Origin of the sequence: Clostridium aquiflavi (assembly GCF_031344075.1) — a bacterium.
Classification (GTDB): domain Bacteria; phylum Bacillota; class Clostridia; order Clostridiales; family Clostridiaceae; genus Clostridium; species Clostridium aquiflavi.
In genome coordinates this window covers 1-19,311 of the sequence record NZ_JAVJAN010000008.1, presented here as the reverse complement: position 1 = coordinate 19,311, position 19,311 = coordinate 1, and the positions used below count along the sequence as shown (strand labels likewise).

At 28.6% G+C, this 19,311-nt stretch carries 13 protein-coding genes; 11 read left to right on the top strand and 2 right to left on the bottom strand.

Translation table 11 applies throughout. The annotated features are described in order from the left end of the window. Window positions 1–127 precede the first annotated feature (127 nt). From RGC78_RS03880 to RGC78_RS03835, 10 genes are all read left to right on the top strand, one after another. Window positions 128–1,237, top strand: a complete 1,110-nt coding sequence (locus tag RGC78_RS03880; RefSeq protein ID WP_252212541.1) for an ABC transporter ATP-binding protein — start codon at window positions 128–130, stop codon at window positions 1,235–1,237. A gap of 21 nt (window positions 1,238–1,258) precedes the next feature. Then, on the top strand, window positions 1,259–2,200 hold the full coding sequence (locus tag RGC78_RS03875) for a PucR family transcriptional regulator (protein WP_252212540.1): 942 nt from the start codon (window positions 1,259–1,261) through the stop codon (window positions 2,198–2,200). 161 nt (window positions 2,201–2,361) lie between these two features. Beyond that, window positions 2,362–3,381, top strand: a complete 1,020-nt coding sequence (locus tag RGC78_RS03870; RefSeq protein WP_309556077.1) for a LacI family DNA-binding transcriptional regulator — start codon at window positions 2,362–2,364, stop codon at window positions 3,379–3,381. A 146-nt stretch (window positions 3,382–3,527) separates the two neighbouring features. Further along, window positions 3,528–5,015, top strand: coding sequence for a 4-alpha-glucanotransferase (gene malQ / locus RGC78_RS03865; protein WP_252212538.1), 1,488 nt, complete (start codon window positions 3,528–3,530; stop codon window positions 5,013–5,015). Further along, window positions 5,015–7,375, top strand: a complete 2,361-nt coding sequence (locus tag RGC78_RS03860; RefSeq protein ID WP_252212537.1) for a glycogen/starch/alpha-glucan phosphorylase — start codon at window positions 5,015–5,017, stop codon at window positions 7,373–7,375. The genes malQ and RGC78_RS03860 overlap by 1 nt, the downstream gene beginning before the upstream one ends. 369 nt (window positions 7,376–7,744) lie before the next feature. Next, on the top strand, window positions 7,745–9,484 hold the full coding sequence (gene kdpA / locus RGC78_RS03855; RefSeq protein ID WP_252212536.1) for a potassium-transporting ATPase subunit KdpA: 1,740 nt from the start codon (window positions 7,745–7,747) through the stop codon (window positions 9,482–9,484). 15 nt (window positions 9,485–9,499) lie between these two features. Next, a complete protein-coding gene (kdpB, locus tag RGC78_RS03850) occupies window positions 9,500–11,566 on the top strand; it encodes a potassium-transporting ATPase subunit KdpB (protein WP_252212535.1) in 2,067 nt (688 codons plus the stop codon). Between the two features lie 17 nt (window positions 11,567–11,583). Continuing rightward, window positions 11,584–12,189, top strand: a complete 606-nt coding sequence (gene kdpC, locus RGC78_RS03845) for a potassium-transporting ATPase subunit KdpC (protein WP_252212534.1) — start codon at window positions 11,584–11,586, stop codon at window positions 12,187–12,189. Between the two features lie 167 nt (window positions 12,190–12,356). Then, complete coding sequence (locus tag RGC78_RS03840) at window positions 12,357–15,059, top strand: sensor histidine kinase (protein ID WP_252225578.1); 2,703 nt, start codon at window positions 12,357–12,359, stop codon at window positions 15,057–15,059. After that, entirely contained in the window at window positions 15,052–15,759 is a 708-nt protein-coding gene (locus RGC78_RS03835; RefSeq protein ID WP_252212532.1) for a response regulator, read from the top strand. Before RGC78_RS03840 ends, RGC78_RS03835 begins: the two co-directional genes overlap by 8 nt. Window positions 15,760–15,976: 217 nt before the next feature. On the opposite strand, the gene RGC78_RS03830 is transcribed toward RGC78_RS03835, so the two are convergent. Beyond that, a complete protein-coding gene (locus RGC78_RS03830) occupies window positions 15,977–16,840 on the bottom strand; it encodes a 50S ribosomal protein L11 methyltransferase (protein ID WP_252212531.1) in 864 nt (287 codons plus the stop codon). A gap of 211 nt (window positions 16,841–17,051) precedes the next feature. Here RGC78_RS03830 and RGC78_RS03825 point away from each other — a divergent pair, with 211 nt between their 5' ends. Beyond that, window positions 17,052–18,011 (top strand): D-2-hydroxyacid dehydrogenase, encoded by a 960-nt coding sequence (locus RGC78_RS03825; RefSeq protein ID WP_309556075.1) that lies wholly within the window; start codon window positions 17,052–17,054, stop codon window positions 18,009–18,011. Window positions 18,012–18,371: 360 nt separating this feature from the next. Here RGC78_RS03825 and RGC78_RS03820 read toward each other — a convergent pair whose 3' ends face one another. Further along, window positions 18,372–19,160: an HAD family hydrolase gene (locus tag RGC78_RS03820; RefSeq protein WP_252230157.1), complete on the bottom strand. Its 789-nt coding sequence runs from the start codon at window positions 19,158–19,160 to the stop codon at window positions 18,372–18,374. Between the last annotated feature and the right edge of the window lie 151 nt (window positions 19,161–19,311).

Sequence of the window (19,311 nt, the reverse complement as noted above, 5' to 3'; positions counted from 1 at the left end):
ACTTTAGTAGCATTTCACAAAAAAAATAATCTAGTTTTGTGAGTTTTTCATATAGAGTTTAAAGGATTACAATTGTACAATATAACCATGATAAACAATTAATTAGACTTAAATGGGAGGGGTTAACATGGCAGATTTGTCATTAAGACACATTTATAAAATATATTCAGGTGATGTAACAGCAGTAAACGATTTTAATTTAGAAATAGAAGATAAAGAATTTATAGTATTTGTTGGACCATCAGGTTGTGGTAAATCAACAACTTTAAGAATGATAGCAGGTTTAGAAGAAATATCTAAAGGTGAATTATATATAGGTGGAAAATTAGTAAATGATGTTGAGCCAAAAGAAAGAGATATAGCAATGGTATTTCAAAACTATGCATTATATCCTCATATGAGTGTTTATGATAATATGGCTTTTGCATTAAAGCTTAGAAAAGTACCTAAAGAGGAAATTGATGAAAAGGTAACTGAGGCTGCAAAGGTATTAGGCATAGAACATTTATTAACAAGAAAACCAAAGGCTTTATCTGGAGGACAAAGACAAAGAGTTGCATTAGGAAGAGCCATAGTTAGAGAACCTAAAGTGTTCTTAATGGATGAACCATTATCAAATCTTGATGCAAAATTAAGAGTTCAAATGAGAACTGAGATATCTAAACTTTATAATAAATTACAAACAACTTTCATATATGTTACTCATGACCAAGTTGAAGCAATGACTATGGGAACTAGAATAGTTGTAATGAAAGACGGTATAATACAACAAGTAGATACTCCACAAAACATATATAATAACCCAGTAAATATTTTCGTAGCTGGATTTATAGGAAGTCCTCAAATGAACTTCATAGATGGTAAAATAATAGAAAAAGAAGGCAATCTATATTGTAGCTTCGAAGAAAATAATATATTATTACCAGAACAACAAGCTAAGGAATTAAAAACCAAAGGTTATGTGAATAAAGAAGTTACATTTGGAATAAGACCAGAACATTTAGATGATAATATGGAAGTTGTAAAAGAAAATCCATCATCAATTATAAATGGAAAAGTAGAAGTAGTTGAGCTTATGGGAGCTGAAAGTTATATTTACTTTGTAGCATCTAACAATAATATGACAGCAAGAGTAAATGGAACTACTAATGTAAAAACTGGAGATTCAATAAAATTATACGTTGAAAGTGAAAAAATACACGTATTTGATAAAGAAAGTGAATTAAGAGTAATATAAATTTTATTTTGAGGTGAAGAGATGTACGGATTAGTTGAATATTTAAATGAATTATATAAAAAATGTGAAATACCTTTTGAATTATGTATTGATAATAAAATGGTTTTTAAAACTAATCCTTTTCTTTACACTGATAAAGAAATAATAGAAGCTAGATTTAATATAAATAATAAAATATTTATATTAAGAACTTATAGCAATTTTAAAGACTCACTAAAGCTTATTAAATTTTGTATTGAAAATAGATGCAAAGATGAGCACAATGTTAGAGAAAATACAATAATTTCTTTATTAAAAAATGAATATGTATCAAGTGATAAATTAAATGATATTATGATTGAGTTAAATGAGGTCTATTTAATATCTATTAATTTAGAAGAAAAAATAAGTGAAGCTATAGAGATTTTAAAGACAATATATATAGATACTGAAGTGTCTATATTAGAATATAATGAATATATTATTTTATTAGGGACATTTGAAGATATTGAAGATCATATATCAAGCATAACTGAAACTATACACAATAATTTATATAAAAGATGTTATATAAGTTACTATGCTGTAGAAGATTATAATAATATAAGTTCATTATATAAAGATGGGATATATAAAATTAACTTAGCTAAAAAATACAATATTTCAAATAGAATATTTAATGAAAAAAGTCTATTATTTGAAAGTATTGTAGATAGTTTAAGTGAAGAAAAGAAAGTAAAAATATTATCTAAATTTAATTATGGATTTAATAAATTAGATGATGATACAATAAATACAATAGAAGTATTTTTTAATTGCGATTTAAATTTGAGTGAATCAGCTAAAAATTTATATGTACATAGAAATACTTTGATTTATAGGTTAGATAAGATTAAGAAATGTACGTCTTATGATATTAGAAACTTTAATGAAGCAATACTATTTAAAATAGCATTTTTCATATGGAAAGAGAGTAATATATAAATTCATATTTGATATTCCGGTAACGATACCGAGTTCTGAATTCAATAGGGTAAATTTATTAGTTTATTGATATAATAATTGAAATGGGTGTATAATAAAATTATTGCGGAAACGTTACCATTATTTTTATTAGATTTTACATATATATTAGGAGGAATATCATGAATATAGGAGATATAGCAAGACTTGCAGGTGTAGGGGTAAGTACTGTTTCAAGAGTTATAAATAATCATCCAGATGTAAAAGAGAGTACAAGAGAACGAGTTTTGGAAATTATAAAACAAAACAATTACATACCTAATAATAGTGCACGAATATTAAAGCAAAACAATACTAAAAATATAGGTGTACTAGTAAAAGGAGTGTTTAATCCATTTTTTCCACAGATGATAAATGTTATAGGTAACATCATAGATAGATCAGGATATACAATGATATTAGAGCAGAATGATTACAACTTTTATCAGGATGTAGAAAATCTTATGGGATTTATAAAAGAAAAGAAATTACAAGGAGTTATTTGTCTAGGTGGAAACTTTATTGATATAAAAGAAGATAGTTTTTCAGATATAGAAACTCCAATAGTTTTAACATCAGTTAATACTATATCTAAAAAAGGCAAGAAACATTATTCTTCAATAGGAATAGATAATATTAAAGCTTCTTATGATGCAACTAAATATTTAATAGAAAAAGGCCATAAAAAAATAGCACTTATTTTAGGTGATGAAAATGATTTGGGAATTAGTTGGTGGAGACTTAAGGGATATAGAAGTGCTTTAGAAGACAATAATATTGAAATTGATGACGAACTTGAATTAATCGGAGATTATTCTTGTGAAAAAGCATATAACGAAACTATAAATCTTATAAAAAATAGAAAAGATGTAAGTGCTATTTTTGCACTTTCAGATATTATGGCTACAGGAGTAGCAAAGGCAGTTGTAGATAGTGGGTTGAAAATTGGTGATGATATTTCAATCATTGGTTTTGATGGGATGGATGAAAGCAAGTATTATAATCCAGGACTTACTACAGTAAATCAACCAAAAAGATTAATGGCTGAAACGAGTATATCATTATTATTTTCATTAATTAATGGAACTGAGGAAAATAAGCAAATATTACTAGATACTAAATTAATCGAAAGAGAATCATGTAAGGACTTATTGAAAAAATAATAGACTATGTTTTAAATATGTGTTGATATATGCAATATGAAAAGTGGTGTTCTAAGTTTAATTACTGAGTCCACTTTGCTTATTCATATATCAGTGCTTTATTAAAACATAGCAAATGATAAAAAAGGCATAAGGGGGAGAAAAAAATGAGAAGAAGCAGTGGAATTATAATGCATATTGCATCTTTGCCGGGGGAATTTGGAATAGGAACATTTGGGAAAGAGGCATATGAGTTTGCAGATTTTTTGAAAGAATCACATCAAAAATATTGGCAAATACTTCCTATAGGACCGACTAGTTATGGAGATTCACCATATCAATCTTTTTCAGCATTTGCAGGAAATCCTTATTTTATAGATTTTAAACTATTAGAAGATGATGGGTTATTGGAAAGTAAAGATTATTTAAATTTAAACTTTGGAAAAGATGAAGAAGATATTGATTATGGATTAATATTTGTAGAAAAAATGAAGGTTCTAAGAAAAGCGTATGAGAGGTTTAAGCGTAATTTACCAACAGACTTAAAAGAATTTGAAGAAGAAAATCAGTGGTTAGATGATTATTCTTTATATATGGCACTTAAATCAAAATTTGAATTAAAGAGTTGGCAAAAATGGGATATAGATATTAAACTTAGAAAAAAAGAAGTTTTAAATAAATATAGAGAAGAATTAAAAGATGAAATAAACTTTTGGACCTTTATACAATATAAATTCTTTGAACAATGGACTAATTTAAAGAAATATGTAAATGATTTGGGTATTGAAATCATAGGAGATATTCCAATATATGTAGCTGAAGATAGTGCAGATATATGGGCAAATCCAAAAGCATTTTTATTAGATGAAGAAACGTTAGTACCATTAAAAGTTTCAGGATGCCCACCAGACAATTTTGCTGTAACAGGTCAATTATGGGGAAATCCAATTTATAATTGGGACTATATTGATAAGACTAATTATAAATGGTGGATAGACAGAATGAAACAAAGTTCAAAATTATATGATGTTATAAGAATAGATCATTTTAGAGGGTTTGAATCTTATTGGTCAATACCTTATGGGGATCCTACAGCAGAAAATGGAGAATGGGTAAAGGGTCCAGGAATGAAATTATTCAATGCCATAAAGAAAGAACTTGGAGATATAAAAATAATAGCAGAAGACTTAGGATTTTTAACTGATGAAGTTATAAAATTTAGAGAAGAATCAGGATTTCCAGGAATGAGAGTACTTCAATTTGCATTTGTAGGAGATGCTGCAAACAGAGACCTACCTCATAATTATGAAGAAAATTGTATAGCTTATACAGGCACTCATGATAATAATACATTTAGAGGATGGCTTGAAAAAACAGGAACTGAAGAAGAAATTGAAGCGTCTATTAAATATCTGGGATTAAATAAAGAAGAAGGATATAACTGGGGATTTATAAGAGGGGTATGGAGTAGTAAAGCTTATTTATCAATAGCGTTAATACAAGATTTCTTAAATTTAGGGAATGAATCTAGAATTAATGTTCCTTCAACACTAGGACAAAATTGGCGTTGGAGAGCTAAAAAAGATGTATTTACAGATGAACTAGCAGAAAAAATTCATGATATAACGAAAATATATGGAAGGTGCGAAGAATAATGAATAAAGAAAATATAAAAAAAGGTATTGATAGATATTTAAAAGTAAAATATGGAATAAAGTTAGAAGATGCTAAGGAATATCAAATATTTAATGCTCTTTCATTAACTATATTAGAAGAAATCGTGGATGATTGGAATGATACAACTAAAGCATATAATTCTAAGAGAAGTGCAAATTATTTTTCAGCAGAATATTTAATGGGTAGGGCACTTGGAAATAATTTAATAAACTTAGGCTTGTATGAGGATGTAAAAGAAGTATTATCAGAATTAAATATAGATATTAACAAAGTAGAAGAAATAGAAGAAGATGCTGGCCTTGGTAATGGGGGACTTGGAAGACTTGCAGCCTGTTTTATGGAATCAGCAGCTACAATAGATATGCCGTTAAATGGTTATGGAATTAGATATAATAATGGGCTATTTAAACAAAATATAGATGAAGGATTTCAAACTGAAAGTGAAGATAGCTGGTTAAAGTATGGCGATCCTTGGAGTATAAGAAAAGATAACGAAACTCAAATTGTAGAATTTGAAGATATGAAAGTTAAAGCTATACCATATGATACACCTATCATAGGTTATGGAACTAAAAATATAAATACATTAAGATTATGGAAATGTGAACCGATAAAAGAATTTGATTTCTATTTATTTAATGAACAAAAATATGATGAATCAGTAGAATTAAAGAATAGAGCAGAGGATATATCTAGAGTTTTATATCCAAATGACTCAAACGATGAAGGTAAAATATTAAGATTACGTCAACAATATTTCTTAGTAAGCGCTTCATTAAAAGATATTATTAAAAAACACATAGAAAAATTCGGTACCGATTTCGAAAAGATAAGTGAATATAATTTTGTACAATTAAATGACACTCATCCAACACTTGCTATACCAGAATTTATAAGAATATTAGTTGATGAAGAAAAGGTTACATTTAAAAAAGCATTAGAATATGCTAATAAATTCTTTGGGTATACAAATCATACTATACTAGCAGAAGCATTAGAAAAATGGGATGTTGAATTAATAGAAAAATTATTCCCTAGAATATTAGAAATTACTAAGCAAATTGATAAAGAATTAATAAAAGAATTAAAAGCTAAGAAGTATACAGAAAAAGAAATTGAAAAACTTAGAATAATTTCTGATGACCAAATGAGAATGGCTAATTTAGCTATATTTGTATCAAAAGCAGTAAATGGAGTTGCTCAGTTGCATACGGATATATTAAAGGATAAAGAATTAAATGATTGGTATAAATTATATCCAGGAAAGTTCCAAAACAAAACAAATGGAATTACTCCAAGAAGATGGTTAAGATTATGTAATCAAGAATTATCAGAATTCATAACTAAGTTATTAGGAACTGAAGAGTGGGTTAAGAACTTATCTTTATTAAAGGCTTTAAAGAAGTTTGAAAATGATGATAAAGTTTTAGAAGAACTTATGAATATAAAGCTTCAAAAGAAAAAGCAATTATCAGAATATATTAGAGATGAAGAAGGAATAGAATTAGATCCAAATTCAATATTTGATATTCAAATTAAGAGATTACATGAATACAAGAGACAATTATTAAATGCAATGTATATCCTTGATTTATACTATAGAATAAAAGAAAATCCATCTTTAGATATACCAAAAGTAAGTTTTATCTTTGGAGCTAAGGCCTTCCCAGGATATGTTAGAGCTAAAGCAATAGTTAAATTTATAAATGAAATAGCAGAACTTGTAAATAATGATAAAGATGTAAATGGAAAAATAAAAGTAGTATTTGTTCATAATTATAGAGTTTCATATGCTCAAAAGTTATTCCCAGCAGCAGATTTATCTAAACAAATTTCTACAGCTGGAAAAGAAGCATCAGGAACAGGAAACATGAAATTCATGTTGAATGCTACTCCTACATTTGGAACTTATGATGGAGCTAATATAGAAATAGTTCAAGAATCAGGAGAAGAGAATAATTACATCTTTGGATTAAGAGTTGAAGATATAGATGATATTAAAGAAGAGTATGATCCAATGACTTATTATAAGAAGAATAAGAGCATTAAGAGAGTTCTAGATACTCTAATTGATGGAACTTTTGATGATGGTAATACTGATGATTTTAAAGACCTATATAATTCATTATTAGAAGAAGGAGATCAATATTATCTTCTAGCAGATTTTGAGAGCTTTAAAGAAGCTCAAGATAAAGTATTTAAAGATTACAAGGACACTAAAAAGTGGGCTAAAAAATGTTTTGCTAATCTTTATAGTGCAGGAATATTCTCAAGTGATAGAACTATAAAACAATACTGTGATGAAATTTGGGATATAAAAGAGACTCCTATAAAATAAATGCCTATGTTCCAGTAAAATGTTTATATATTCCACTTTACCTATTGCATATATAAACATATATTAGAACATAGCAAAATAAATAATATAAATAAGGCTGTATATAATAATTTTTATTACAAGCCAATGAAAGAGGATTCATTAATTTGAGTCCTCTTTTTGTGCGTGTAAATATCAATATAAAAATCTTAACACAATCTTAATTCTAAACAAGTAAACTCTAACACCACTATAATTTTTTCCATGTTAAACTTGTCCTATCAAAACGAAGGGGGAAATAAAAATGCATGTGATGGTTGGGCTTATAGGAATAATTTCACTTATATATTTTATTTATTTAGCAAATATTTTATTAAGAGGTGACAAGTAATGATGAATTTAGTATTACAATATGGATTGTATATTTTGATATTAGTAGTATTGGCAATTCCATTGGGGAATTATATAGGTAAGATTATGAATGGAGAAAAAGTGTTTTTATCTAAAATATTAACACCATGTGAAAATTTTATTTATAAAATGCTTCATATTGATAAAGATGAAGATATGAGTTGGAAAAAATATTCTTTTTCTGTTTTAGCATTTTCAATTATAAGTTTAATAGTATTATTTTTACTACACATTTTCCAAGGCTTTTTGCCATTAAATCCAGAAAAAGTTTCAGGTACAAGCTGGGATCTTGCATTTAATAATGCGGTAAGTTTTGTTACTAATACTAATTGGCAAGGTTATTCAGGTGAAAGTTCATTAAGTTATTTCACACAAATGATGGGACTAACTGTACAAAATTTTGTTTCGGCAGCAGTTGGTATTTCAGTATTATTCGCACTAATTAGAGGATTTATTAGAGTTAAGCAAAAAGGTATAGGAAATTTTTGGATAGACATTACTAGAGCTGTACTTTATATATTAATTCCTCTTTCAATAGTAGTATCTTTAGCATTAGTGTCTCAAGGTGTTGTACAAAATTTTAAACAATATGAAACAGTTTCTTTATTAGAGCCTATTACACTTGAAGATGGAACCGTAGTAACGGAAGAAGTTGTTCCATTAGGACCTGCAGCAAGCCAAATAGCAATAAAGCAACTTGGTACAAATGGTGGAGGATTTATGGGGACTAATTCAGCGCACCCAATTGAAAATCCAACTATATTATCTAATTTATTTGAAATGATTTCATTATTATTAATCCCAGTAGCATTATGTTTTACTTTTGGGAGAAATATAAAAGATAGAAGACAAGGAATAGCTATATTTATAGCAATGGGTATAATGCTAGTTGTAGCAATGGGCATTGTTGGAATAAATGAACAAATTGCTACACCACAAATGGCGTTAAATGGTCAAGTTGATTTATCAACAATTAATCAAGCCGGTGGAAATATGGAAGGAAAAGAAGCTAGATTTGGTATTGCTACTTCTTCAACATGGGCAACATTTACTACTGCTGCGTCTAATGGATCAGTAAATTCAATGCATGATAGCTATACTCCAATTGGTGGAATGATCCCTATGCTACTTATGCAACTTGGAGAAGTTGTATTTGGAGGTGTTGGATGTGGGCTTTATGGAATGATAGGTTTTGCAATACTTGCAGTATTTATGGCAGGACTTATGGTAGGAAGAACACCAGAATATTTAGGTAAAAAAATAGAGCCTTTTGAAATGAAAATGGCAGTTTTAGTTTGTTTAGCAACACCGATAGCTATTTTAATTGGTAGTGGTATTGCAAGTATATTACCTGAGACTGTTAACAGTTTGAATAATTCAGGGGCTCATGGATTTTCAGAAGTATTATATGCTTACACTTCAGCTGGAGGTAATAATGGTTCAGCATTTGCTGGTTTTACAGCGAATACACCATTTATAAATATAAGTATTGGGTTAAGTATGCTATTTGCACGTTTTGTTCCTATGATGGGTACTTTGGCTATAGCAGGAAGCATGGTTAAAAAGAAAAAAGTTGCAGAAAGTGTTGGTACATTGCCTACACATAATGCTATGTTTATAGGACTTTTAATTTTTGTTGTATTGCTTATTGGTGCATTAAGTTTCTTCCCAGCATTGGCACTTGGACCAATTGCTGAATTTTTTCAAATGTTAGGTTAAATGGGGTGACAAAATATGAATGAAAATAAAGGTAATTTTGCAAATAAAAAAATGATTAAAAGAGCTGTTAAAGATTCTTTTATAAAACTTTCTCCAAAAACTCAAATGGAAAATCCAGTTATGTTTTTAGTATATATTTCATCTATATTAACAACTGTATTATATGCAGTTTCATTAGTTGGAATTAGAGATTCAAAATCTAGTTTTATATTAGGTATTACTATAATTCTTTGGATTACTGTATTGTTTGCTAATTTTGCAGAAGCAATAGCAGAAGGGCGTGGTAAAGCACAAGCTGATTCTTTACGTGCAGCAAAGAAAGATGTGGAAGCGCATAAAATAATTTCTTTAGAAAAGAAAGATGAAATAACTAAAGTTTCATCAGCACTGCTTAAAAAAGGAGATATAGTAATTGTTGTTGCTGGAGAGCAAGTTCCAGCTGATGGAGAAGTAATAGATGGAGCAGCTTCAGTTGATGAAAGTGCAATAACAGGAGAATCAGCACCTGTTATTAGAGAAAGTGGTGGTGATAGAAGTGCTGTGACTGGTGGAACAACAGTAATTTCAGATTGGCTAATTGTTCAGGTTACAAGTGAAGCTGGAGAAAGTTTTCTTGATAAGATGATTTCTATGGTTGAAGGTGCAGCACGTAAGAAAACACCAAATGAAATTGCATTACAAATTTTATTAATCTCACTAACTATTATATTTTTATTGGTTACAGTTTCATTATATTCATATTCTGTTTTTTCAGCTAATCAGGCTGGTGTGGTAAATCCTATTTCAGTTACATCACTAGTGGCACTTTTGGTATGTCTTGCACCAACAACTATAGGTGCATTACTTTCATCTATTGGTATTGCAGGTATGAGCCGTTTAAATCAAGCTAATGTTTTAGCAATGAGTGGACGTGCTATTGAAGCTGCAGGAGATGTTGATATTTTGATGTTAGATAAAACAGGCACAATCACTTTAGGTAATCGTGAAGCTTGTGAATTTATACCAGTAAATGGAGTTAATGAAAATGAGTTAGCAGATGCTGCACAGCTTTCATCTTTAGCAGATGAAACTCCAGAGGGACGTAGTATAGTGGTTCTTGCTAAAGAGAAATTTGGAATAAGAGGAAGGAATATTAGAGAATCTAATATGGAATTTATTCCATTCACAGCTAAAACTCGTATGAGTGGTGTTAATTATAATAATAGTGAAATTCGTAAGGGAGCAGCAGAAACAGTTAAAGACTATGTAATTTCAAGAGGTGGATGTTATAGCAAAGAATGTGATGAGATTGTAGCTAGAATATCAAATAAAGGCGGTACTCCTCTTGTTGTAGCTAAAGATAATAAAGTTCTTGGAGTAGTTTATTTAAAAGATATTATTAAGCAAGGCGTACAAGAAAAGTTTGCAGATTTAAGAAAAATGGGTATTAAAACAATCATGATAACTGGAGATAATCCATTGACAGCAGCAGCTATTGCAGCAGAAGCTGGTGTTGATGACTTTTTAGCTGAGGCTACTCCAGAAGGTAAGCTAGAAATGATACGTGATTTTCAAGCAAAAGGCCATCTTGTTGCAATGACAGGCGATGGAACTAATGACGCCCCAGCACTTGCACAAGCAGATGTAGCAGTTGCTATGAATACAGGAACACAAGCAGCTAAAGAAGCTGGAAACATGGTTGACTTAGATTCTTCTCCAACAAAATTAATTGATATAGTTAGAATTGGTAAACAATTATTAATGACACGCGGCAGTTTAACAACATTTAGTATAGCTAATGACTTAGCTAAATATTTTGCAATAATCCCAGCATTATTTATTGGATTATATCCAGGATTATCTGCATTAAATATTATGAATTTACACAGTGCGGAGAGTGCAATATTTTCAGCAATAATATACAATGCATTAATTATTGTAGCTTTAATTCCATTAGCACTTAAAGGTGTAAAATATCGCGAAGTTTCAGCAGGTAAGTTATTATCAAGAAATCTTTTGGTTTATGGCTTAGGGGGAATAATTGTACCATTTATAGCTATAAAAGTAATTGATGTTTTAATTACTGCAATTGGTATTGTATAAAGAAAGGATGATTAGTAATGAAGGAATTTAAAGCAGTATTTCCTAAAGCTTTAATAATATTTATAATATTTACTATTTTGTGTGGAGGTATATATACAATATTTATAACAGGAATTTCTCAATTAATATTTCCTAAACAAGCCAATGGAAGTATTATACAAGTTAATGGTAAAAAATACGGCAGTGTATTATTAGCACAACAATATAATGATGAAAAACATTTATGGGGAAGAATTATGAATATTGATACAGATACTTTTGTTGATGATAATGGAAAGAAATTAGCTTATTCAGCACCATCTAATTTAAGTCCTGCAAGTAAAGAATACGAAGCTCTTGTTCAAGAAAGAGTTGATAAAATAAAAGCAAATCATCCAGAACAAGATGCACAAGCAATACCAGTAGATTTAGTCACTTGCTCAGGAAGTGGATTGGATCCGCATATTTCAGTTGCGGCTGCTAAATATCAAATAAATCGTATTGCTAAAAATAATAATATGGAAGTAAAAGATGTAGAAAAGATTATTGATAAATACACTTCAGGAAAACTTTTTGGTGTATTAGGAGAAAAAACAGTAAATGTATTAGAAGTTAATCTTGCTATTGATGGAATTCTAAAATAGATATTGATAGAATTGATATTATACAAAAAGCAGTAAAAACAACTTTTTATGAATATAAAATAAAATATTAACACAATCTTTATACTATAGTTAAAATAATTATGAAATATTTATTTTGGCTATAGTATAATTTATTTATAAGTAGATTATATTTTGAGGTGACATATATGATAGATGAACGTCCAGATCCTGATGAGATTTTAAAGAAAATATCCCTAGATGAAAATAACAAACAAGGAAAATTAAAGATATTTTTTGGATATGCAGCTGGTGTAGGTAAAACATATGCAATGCTTGAGGCAGCTCATATAGCTAAGAATTCAGGTATTGATGTAGTAGCAGGGTATATAGAACCTCATACTAGAGTAGAAACCCTTGCTCTTTTAGATGGGTTAGAAATGTTGCCTAATTTAAAAGTTAAATATAAAGGAATAACTTTAAATGAATTTGATCTTGATTCTGCAATTAATAGAAAACCAAAGCTAATTTTAGTAGATGAATTAGCTCATAGTAATGCTTATGGATGTAGGCATATGAAGAGATATCAAGATATACAGGAATTGTTGAATAATGGAATAGATGTTTATACAACTATAAATGTTCAACATATAGAAAGTTTAAATGATATTGTAGCATCTATAACTGGAATAGTAGTACGCGAGAGAATTCCTGATAGTGTATTTGACAATGCTAATCAAGTTGAACTAGTTGATATTGAGCCAGATGATTTAATTACTAGATTAGATAACGGAAAAGTATATAAAACTGATCAAGCACGCAGGGCATTGATTAACTTTTTTACAAAAGAAAAATTGGTTGCATTAAGAGAAATAGCTCTTAGACGTACGGCAGATGCTGTTAATAAAAAGATTGAAAATAAAAGAGATGAAATAAAAAGTACGTACTATACAGAAGAACACATTTTAATTTGTTTATCAAGTTCACCAAGCAATACGAAAGTAATTAGAACAGCTGCACGAATGGCATTTGCATTTCATGGGTTATTTACAGCATTATTTGTAGAAACCTCTAATAGCAAAGATCTTAGCTTAGAAAATAAAAAGATATTAGAGACGAATTTAAAACTTGCAGAACAACTTGGAGCTAAAATAGCTACAGTTTATGGTGACGATGTGGCAAATCAAATATCTCAGTATGCTAAGATAAGTGGTGTATCTAAGATTGTAATCGGTAGATCTAATAATAAAAAAAGTTGGTTTAATAATAAAAAAACATTAGTTGATAAATTAACTGAGTTTGCGCCAAACATAGATATATATATTATTCCAGATAATTTAAAAGCTTATAAAAGAAATTCTAATGAGAAACTTAAAAAAATTACTTTACCACATTTTACTGTAATGGACTTAATAAAAACAACAGTAATATTAGGAGCTGTCACAGCAACAGGGATGATTTTTTATAACTTAGGATATAGTGAAGCAAATATTATAAATATATATATATTAGGTGTATTGTTAACATCTATAACTACAACAGGTAAAAGTTGTGGATTACTGGTATCAATATTAGGAGTATTGGTATTTAATTTTCTTTTTACTAATCCTAGATTTACATTTCAAGCATATGATAAAAGTTATCCAATAACTTTTTTTGTTATGCTTGTTTCGTCAATAATATCAAGTAAACTAGCTACTAGAGTAAAGATAGAGGCTAAACAATCTGCTGAAAAAGCTTATAGAACTGAAGTTTTATTGGAAACTAGTCAAAAGTTACAAATGGCTAAAAATAGGGAAGAAATTTTTAATAAGATACTTATTCAAATAGAAAAGTTATTAGATAAATCAGTAATTTTATATCCTGCTGATAATGAAGTACTTTTAGAACCTATAGTATTTAAAAAAAATAGGACAATCAATATAAAAGACTTTATTACAGAAGATGAACGAGCCGTTGCACAATGGGTGTTTAAAAATAAAAAACATGCTGGAGCAACTACAAATACTTTACCAGGGGCAAAATGTCTTTACATGGCTATAAGAAATCATGAAAAATCTTTTGCTGTAGTGGCAATTCCAATAGATAAAGATGAGACTTTAGATTCTTTTAAAAAGAATTTGTTAATAGCAATTTTAGCTGAAAGTGCTTTATCTTTAGAAAAAGAATATATAAATGAAACTAAAAATGAAATTTATATGAAAGCAGAACAAGAAAAACTAAGGTCTAATTTATTAAGAGCTATTTCACATGATTTACGTACACCTCTTACAAGTATATCTGGGAATGCTGGAATTTTAATGGGAAATTCTAGAATATTAAATGAAGATAGAAAACAGAGGTTGTATACAGATATTTATGATGATTCTATGTGGCTTATTAATTTAGTAGAAAATTTATTGTCTGTAACTCGTATTGAAAATGGTACAATGAATATAAAATTACAACCAGAATTAATAGATGAAGTCATACAAGAAGCACTTCAACATATTAATAGAGAAAGCTCAGACTATAATATTGAAGTTGAAGTAGATGATGAATTATTGATGGCTAAAATGGATTCTAGATTAATTATTCAAGTAATAATTAATATTGTAAATAATGCTGTGAAATATACTCCCAAAGGTTCAAATATTAAAATATTTGGAAAAAAGCAAGGCAAAAGTGTAGTGATTGAAATAAGTGATGATGGATGTGGAATTGAGGATTCAATGAAAGGAAAATTGTTTGATATGTTTTTTACATTAAATAGCGCTAGTGCAGATGGAAGAAGAGGGCTTGGTTTGGGATTATCATTATGTAAGTCAATAATAAATGCTCATGGTGGAGAAGTTTATGTAAGAGACAACGAACCTAAAGGAACTATATTTGGTTTTACATTACAATGTGAGGAGGTTATTTATAGTGAATAAACCACAAATTTTAGTTGTAGAAGATGATAAAGCTGTTAGAAATTTAATTACTATAACATTAGAGACTGAAAACTATAAGTATCATGTAGCTGAAAATGGTGAAGCTGCAATTCGAGAAGCTGTTTCATATGTACCTGACATTGTTATCTTAGATTTAGGGTTACCAGATATGGATGGAATAGAAATTATAAAGAGAATACGTACATGGTCGAATGTTCCAATTATAGTAGTTAGTGCACGTAGTGAAGATAGAGATAAGATTGAAGCACTTGATTGTGGAGCTGATGATTATTTAACTAAACCATTTAGTGTTGAAGAACTGTTAGCAAGATTACGTGTGAGCTTAAGAAGAATTAATTATGTTAATAGTGGACAAGGCGAAAACAGTAATTTATTTATTAATGGAGATTTAAAGATTGATTACGCAGCAAGATGTGTATTTATTAAAGATGAGGAAATTCATTTAACACCTATTGAATATAGATTGATATGTCTTTTAGCTAAAAATGTAGGAAGAGTGCTTACTCATAATTTTATATTAAAAGAGGTATGGGGAAATACTTTACCTAATGATACACCATCATTACGTGTTTTTATGGCAACTTTAAGAAAGAAAATAGAAGAAAAACCTTCAAAACCCAAATATATACAAACTCATATAGGGATAGGATATAGGATGCTAAGAATTACAGAGGATTGAGGATATATATTTAAATAAAAAACATAAATAATGAAATAAGCAGATATGTAATTAAATTAATAGGCTATGTTTTAAATAGATGTTGATATATACAATAATTTAAGTGGAATTGTAATTGGAATTTAACAATACTTATGTTAGTATACTTAAGCCCACCGCTCAGTCCACTTTATTTATAAATAATCAACAAGATATTAAAACATAGCCTATTAGAGAGTTATTTTCTATTAAATATTGCTGTACACCATTCGTTTGTTTGAATTTTATGTTCCATAATATATCCTTTAGCTTCAACTTTATCTTTAACAGAATCAAAACTCCATTCAACTAAGCCTGAAACTAAAAGCTTACCATTTTCTTTTATATGATCATTTATATAATCCATAAACATTTCAGTTTCTTCTCCACCTATATTTATGTATATCCAATGAAAAGTGCCATCTATAACTACTTCATTACTTAAAGCATCACCAACAAAAGTCTCAATATTAGTAATGTTATTTAAAGATGAGTTGAATTCTATTTCTTCATGTACATCTCTAATATCTAAAGCACATACTCTTTTAGCATTTTTAACACTTGTAGCTAATGAAAGTATTCCAGAACCAGTACCTATATCTAATACATCTAATCCAGTGAAATCTTGTGATAAAATATATCTTAATATATCTTGAGTGGTTTCATGCATTCCAGTTCCAAAAGCACCTTGAGATATAAAATTTATTTTTTGTTTTTCAGGAAAATCTTCTTCCGGAGAAGCTATTACCCAAGTGTCATCTATATGTATAGCAGGAAAATGTGTTTCTTCATAATTATAATTTTCTTCAACCATATTGTCTGGCGTTAATTCAAGAATAGAATTAACTTTGTTTGTAAAGTCATTAAGAGCACATTCATCACCATCAAAAGCTACTTTGAAGTCGATAATAACATCATCTTTTTCTATAAATCCATATCCAAATTCATCTGTAGTTATTTCTAGTGGACTTTCGTAAAACACATTAAAAATATCATTGAATTGAAGTTTTTCAATAGAAGTGTCTACATTTTGATATGGTATTTTGTAAGTAATAATAAACATAAAAAATCTCCTTGTATTTGAATTTGTTGATATCTTTTAAGTTAATATTAACTTAAAAGATAATTTGTTTTACAAATTTGTATTCTTAGATAAAGTTTAACATTAAGGCATACATGATACAATACGGAAATTTAAAGTGAGAATAGTTTTAAATAATGTAGCTTATGATATAATAAAAATTAATTGAAGTATAGAGAGGGGTCTTATTTTTATGAAGCAAATAGTAGTACTTGATGGAAAAACATTAGGAAATGTAGATTTTTCAAAACTTAACGAATTTGGCAAGGTAACATATTATGATTTAACTTCAAGGAATGAAGTGGAAGAAAGAATAGAAAATGCCAATATAGTATTAACTAATAAAGTTGTATTAAATGAAAATAATTTAAAGAATGCTAAAAATTTAGAATTAATCTGTGAAATGGCAACTGGATTTAATAATATAGATATAAAGTATGCTAAAGAAAATAATATAGCAGTAACTAATGTAGCTGGATATTCTACAAATACAGTAGCACAACATACTTTTGCTATGGCACTTAATTTATATGATAAGATTTCATATTTTGATAATTATGTTAAATCTAAAGAATATTCAAGATCTAATATCTTTACCAATGTAGATGAAGTTTATAAAGATATTGATGGTAAGGTATGGGGAATAATTGGACTTGGAGCTATTGGAAAAAGAGTTGCTAAAATTGCAGATGCATTTGGATGTAAAGTGGTTTACTATTCAACTTCAGGAAAGAACTCAAATTCAGAATATGACAGGGTGTCTTTTGAAGAATTATTAGAGAAAGCGGATGTAATATCTATACATGCTCCACTAAATGAAAATACAAAAGGATTAATGAATCATGAAGCATTTAAGAAAATGAAAGAATATAGCATACTAATTAATATGGGAAGAGGTCCAATAGTAGTGGATGCAGATTTAGCAAAGGCTATAGATGAAAACTTAATAGGTGGTGCAGGCTTAGATGTATTTGAAATAGAGCCAATTCCAGAAAACAATCCATTATTAAGTGTTAAAAATAAAGAAAAATTAGTTTTAAGTCCTCATATAGCATGGGCAAGTGAAGAGGCTAGAAACAGATTATTTAATGACTTATTAGAAAACATAAGAGTTTATAATAAGGGTGAAATGAAAAATAGAGTAGAGCGTTAATATATGTATAAGCAAAGTGGACTGAGTAATTGAACTTAGGAATGCTAAAATGAGTATTGTCCCATTTTAGCTTGTTCCTAATATAAAATTAAGACAAGCAGTAAATGTGACAATACTCATTAAGTATTCTCAAAGTCCAATTACAATGCCAATTTGCCTATTACATATATTAACACATACTTTACAAGGTATTTATTTTATATACAGAGAAAAATTACTTACCTTTATTTTTAGCAACTGAATAAAGAACTACTTCGGTAGCTAAAAATGTTGTAAAAATTGCCATTTCCATAATGTTATTCCTTTTCTATGCAAGGAATTATTTAAGTTTCAATTTATGCATATATTAACACTTGGATATTATAGAACCACATGTTCCATTATAGCTCCTAATACACCGTAATCTTCATTGCTTTCTGCTATGTATTTTGCATGTTGTTTCATGTCTTCTGGAGCATTTTTCATAACAAAGCTAAAGTCAGCTTCATTTAACATTTCTATATCATTATAGTAATCTCCAAATGCCATTGTTTCTTCTTTTGAGATATTATCAGCTTCCATTATTTTTCTTAAAGCAGTACCTTTATTTACTGTTTTATTCATTATATCAAGCCAGATTTCACCAGCTACAACTACGTTTAAGTCATTTCCGAATAATGGATTTATAACTGGATTTGAATTTTTGATTGCGTGATCTAAATCACATATAGTAACTTTGATTATATCATCTTCAACTTTAGATATATCTTCAACAACTTCATATTTTACATAATATTTTTGTATTTCTTTTAAGTATTCTTCAGAACAATTTTCTATATAAGCACATTCTGCTCCACATAATACTATAGTAGTATTTTCTATATTTTTAGCTGTTTTTATTATATCTTGTACCAAGTTCTTTTCTATAACATCCTTAAATATTAATTTATTATTATCATATACTAATGCTCCGTTATCAGTAATATATGATAGTTTATTAGCTATTGGACCAAAGTTTGTTTGTAATGTAGCATATGGTCTACCGCTAGCTATAACTAATTTAACATCTTTTTCTGTTATTAAATCTAAAACTTCTGTGAAGCTTTCTGGTAAATGTCCTTTTTCATCTAATAAAGTTCCATCCATATCTGTTGCGATTAATTTTATCATAAAGTCCTCCTTAAAGTGCTTGTACTTTTAATTTAGGCTATGTTTTAGCAAAGTGTTGATATATGCATAAGCAAAGTGGGCTGAGTAATTGAACTTAGGAATGCTAAAATGAGTATAGTCCCATTTTAGCTTGCTCCCAATATAAAATTGC

Excerpts from the sequence above, each read along its gene's own strand:
- malQ (WP_252212538.1), top strand. The coding sequence starts at position 3,528 with ATGAGAAGAAGCAGTGGAATTATAATGCATATTGCATCTTTGCCGGGG.
- kdpB (WP_252212535.1), top strand. The coding sequence starts at position 9,500 with ATGAATGAAAATAAAGGTAATTTTGCAAATAAAAAAATGATTAAAAGA.
- RGC78_RS03825 (WP_309556075.1), top strand. The coding sequence starts at position 17,052 with ATGAAGCAAATAGTAGTACTTGATGGAAAAACATTAGGAAATGTAGAT.
- RGC78_RS03870 (WP_309556077.1), top strand. The coding sequence starts at position 2,362 with ATGAATATAGGAGATATAGCAAGACTTGCAGGTGTAGGGGTAAGTACT.
- kdpA (WP_252212536.1), top strand. The coding sequence starts at position 7,745 with ATGATGAATTTAGTATTACAATATGGATTGTATATTTTGATATTAGTA.
- kdpC (WP_252212534.1), top strand. The coding sequence starts at position 11,584 with ATGAAGGAATTTAAAGCAGTATTTCCTAAAGCTTTAATAATATTTATA.
- RGC78_RS03830 (WP_252212531.1), bottom strand. The coding sequence starts at position 16,840 with ATGTTTATTATTACTTACAAAATACCATATCAAAATGTAGACACTTCT.
- RGC78_RS03820 (WP_252230157.1), bottom strand. The coding sequence starts at position 19,160 with ATGATAAAATTAATCGCAACAGATATGGATGGAACTTTATTAGATGAA.
- RGC78_RS03860 (WP_252212537.1), top strand. The coding sequence starts at position 5,015 with ATGAATAAAGAAAATATAAAAAAAGGTATTGATAGATATTTAAAAGTA.
- RGC78_RS03880 (WP_252212541.1), top strand. The coding sequence starts at position 128 with ATGGCAGATTTGTCATTAAGACACATTTATAAAATATATTCAGGTGAT.
- RGC78_RS03875 (WP_252212540.1), top strand. The coding sequence starts at position 1,259 with ATGTACGGATTAGTTGAATATTTAAATGAATTATATAAAAAATGTGAA.
- RGC78_RS03840 (WP_252225578.1), top strand. The coding sequence starts at position 12,357 with ATGATAGATGAACGTCCAGATCCTGATGAGATTTTAAAGAAAATATCC.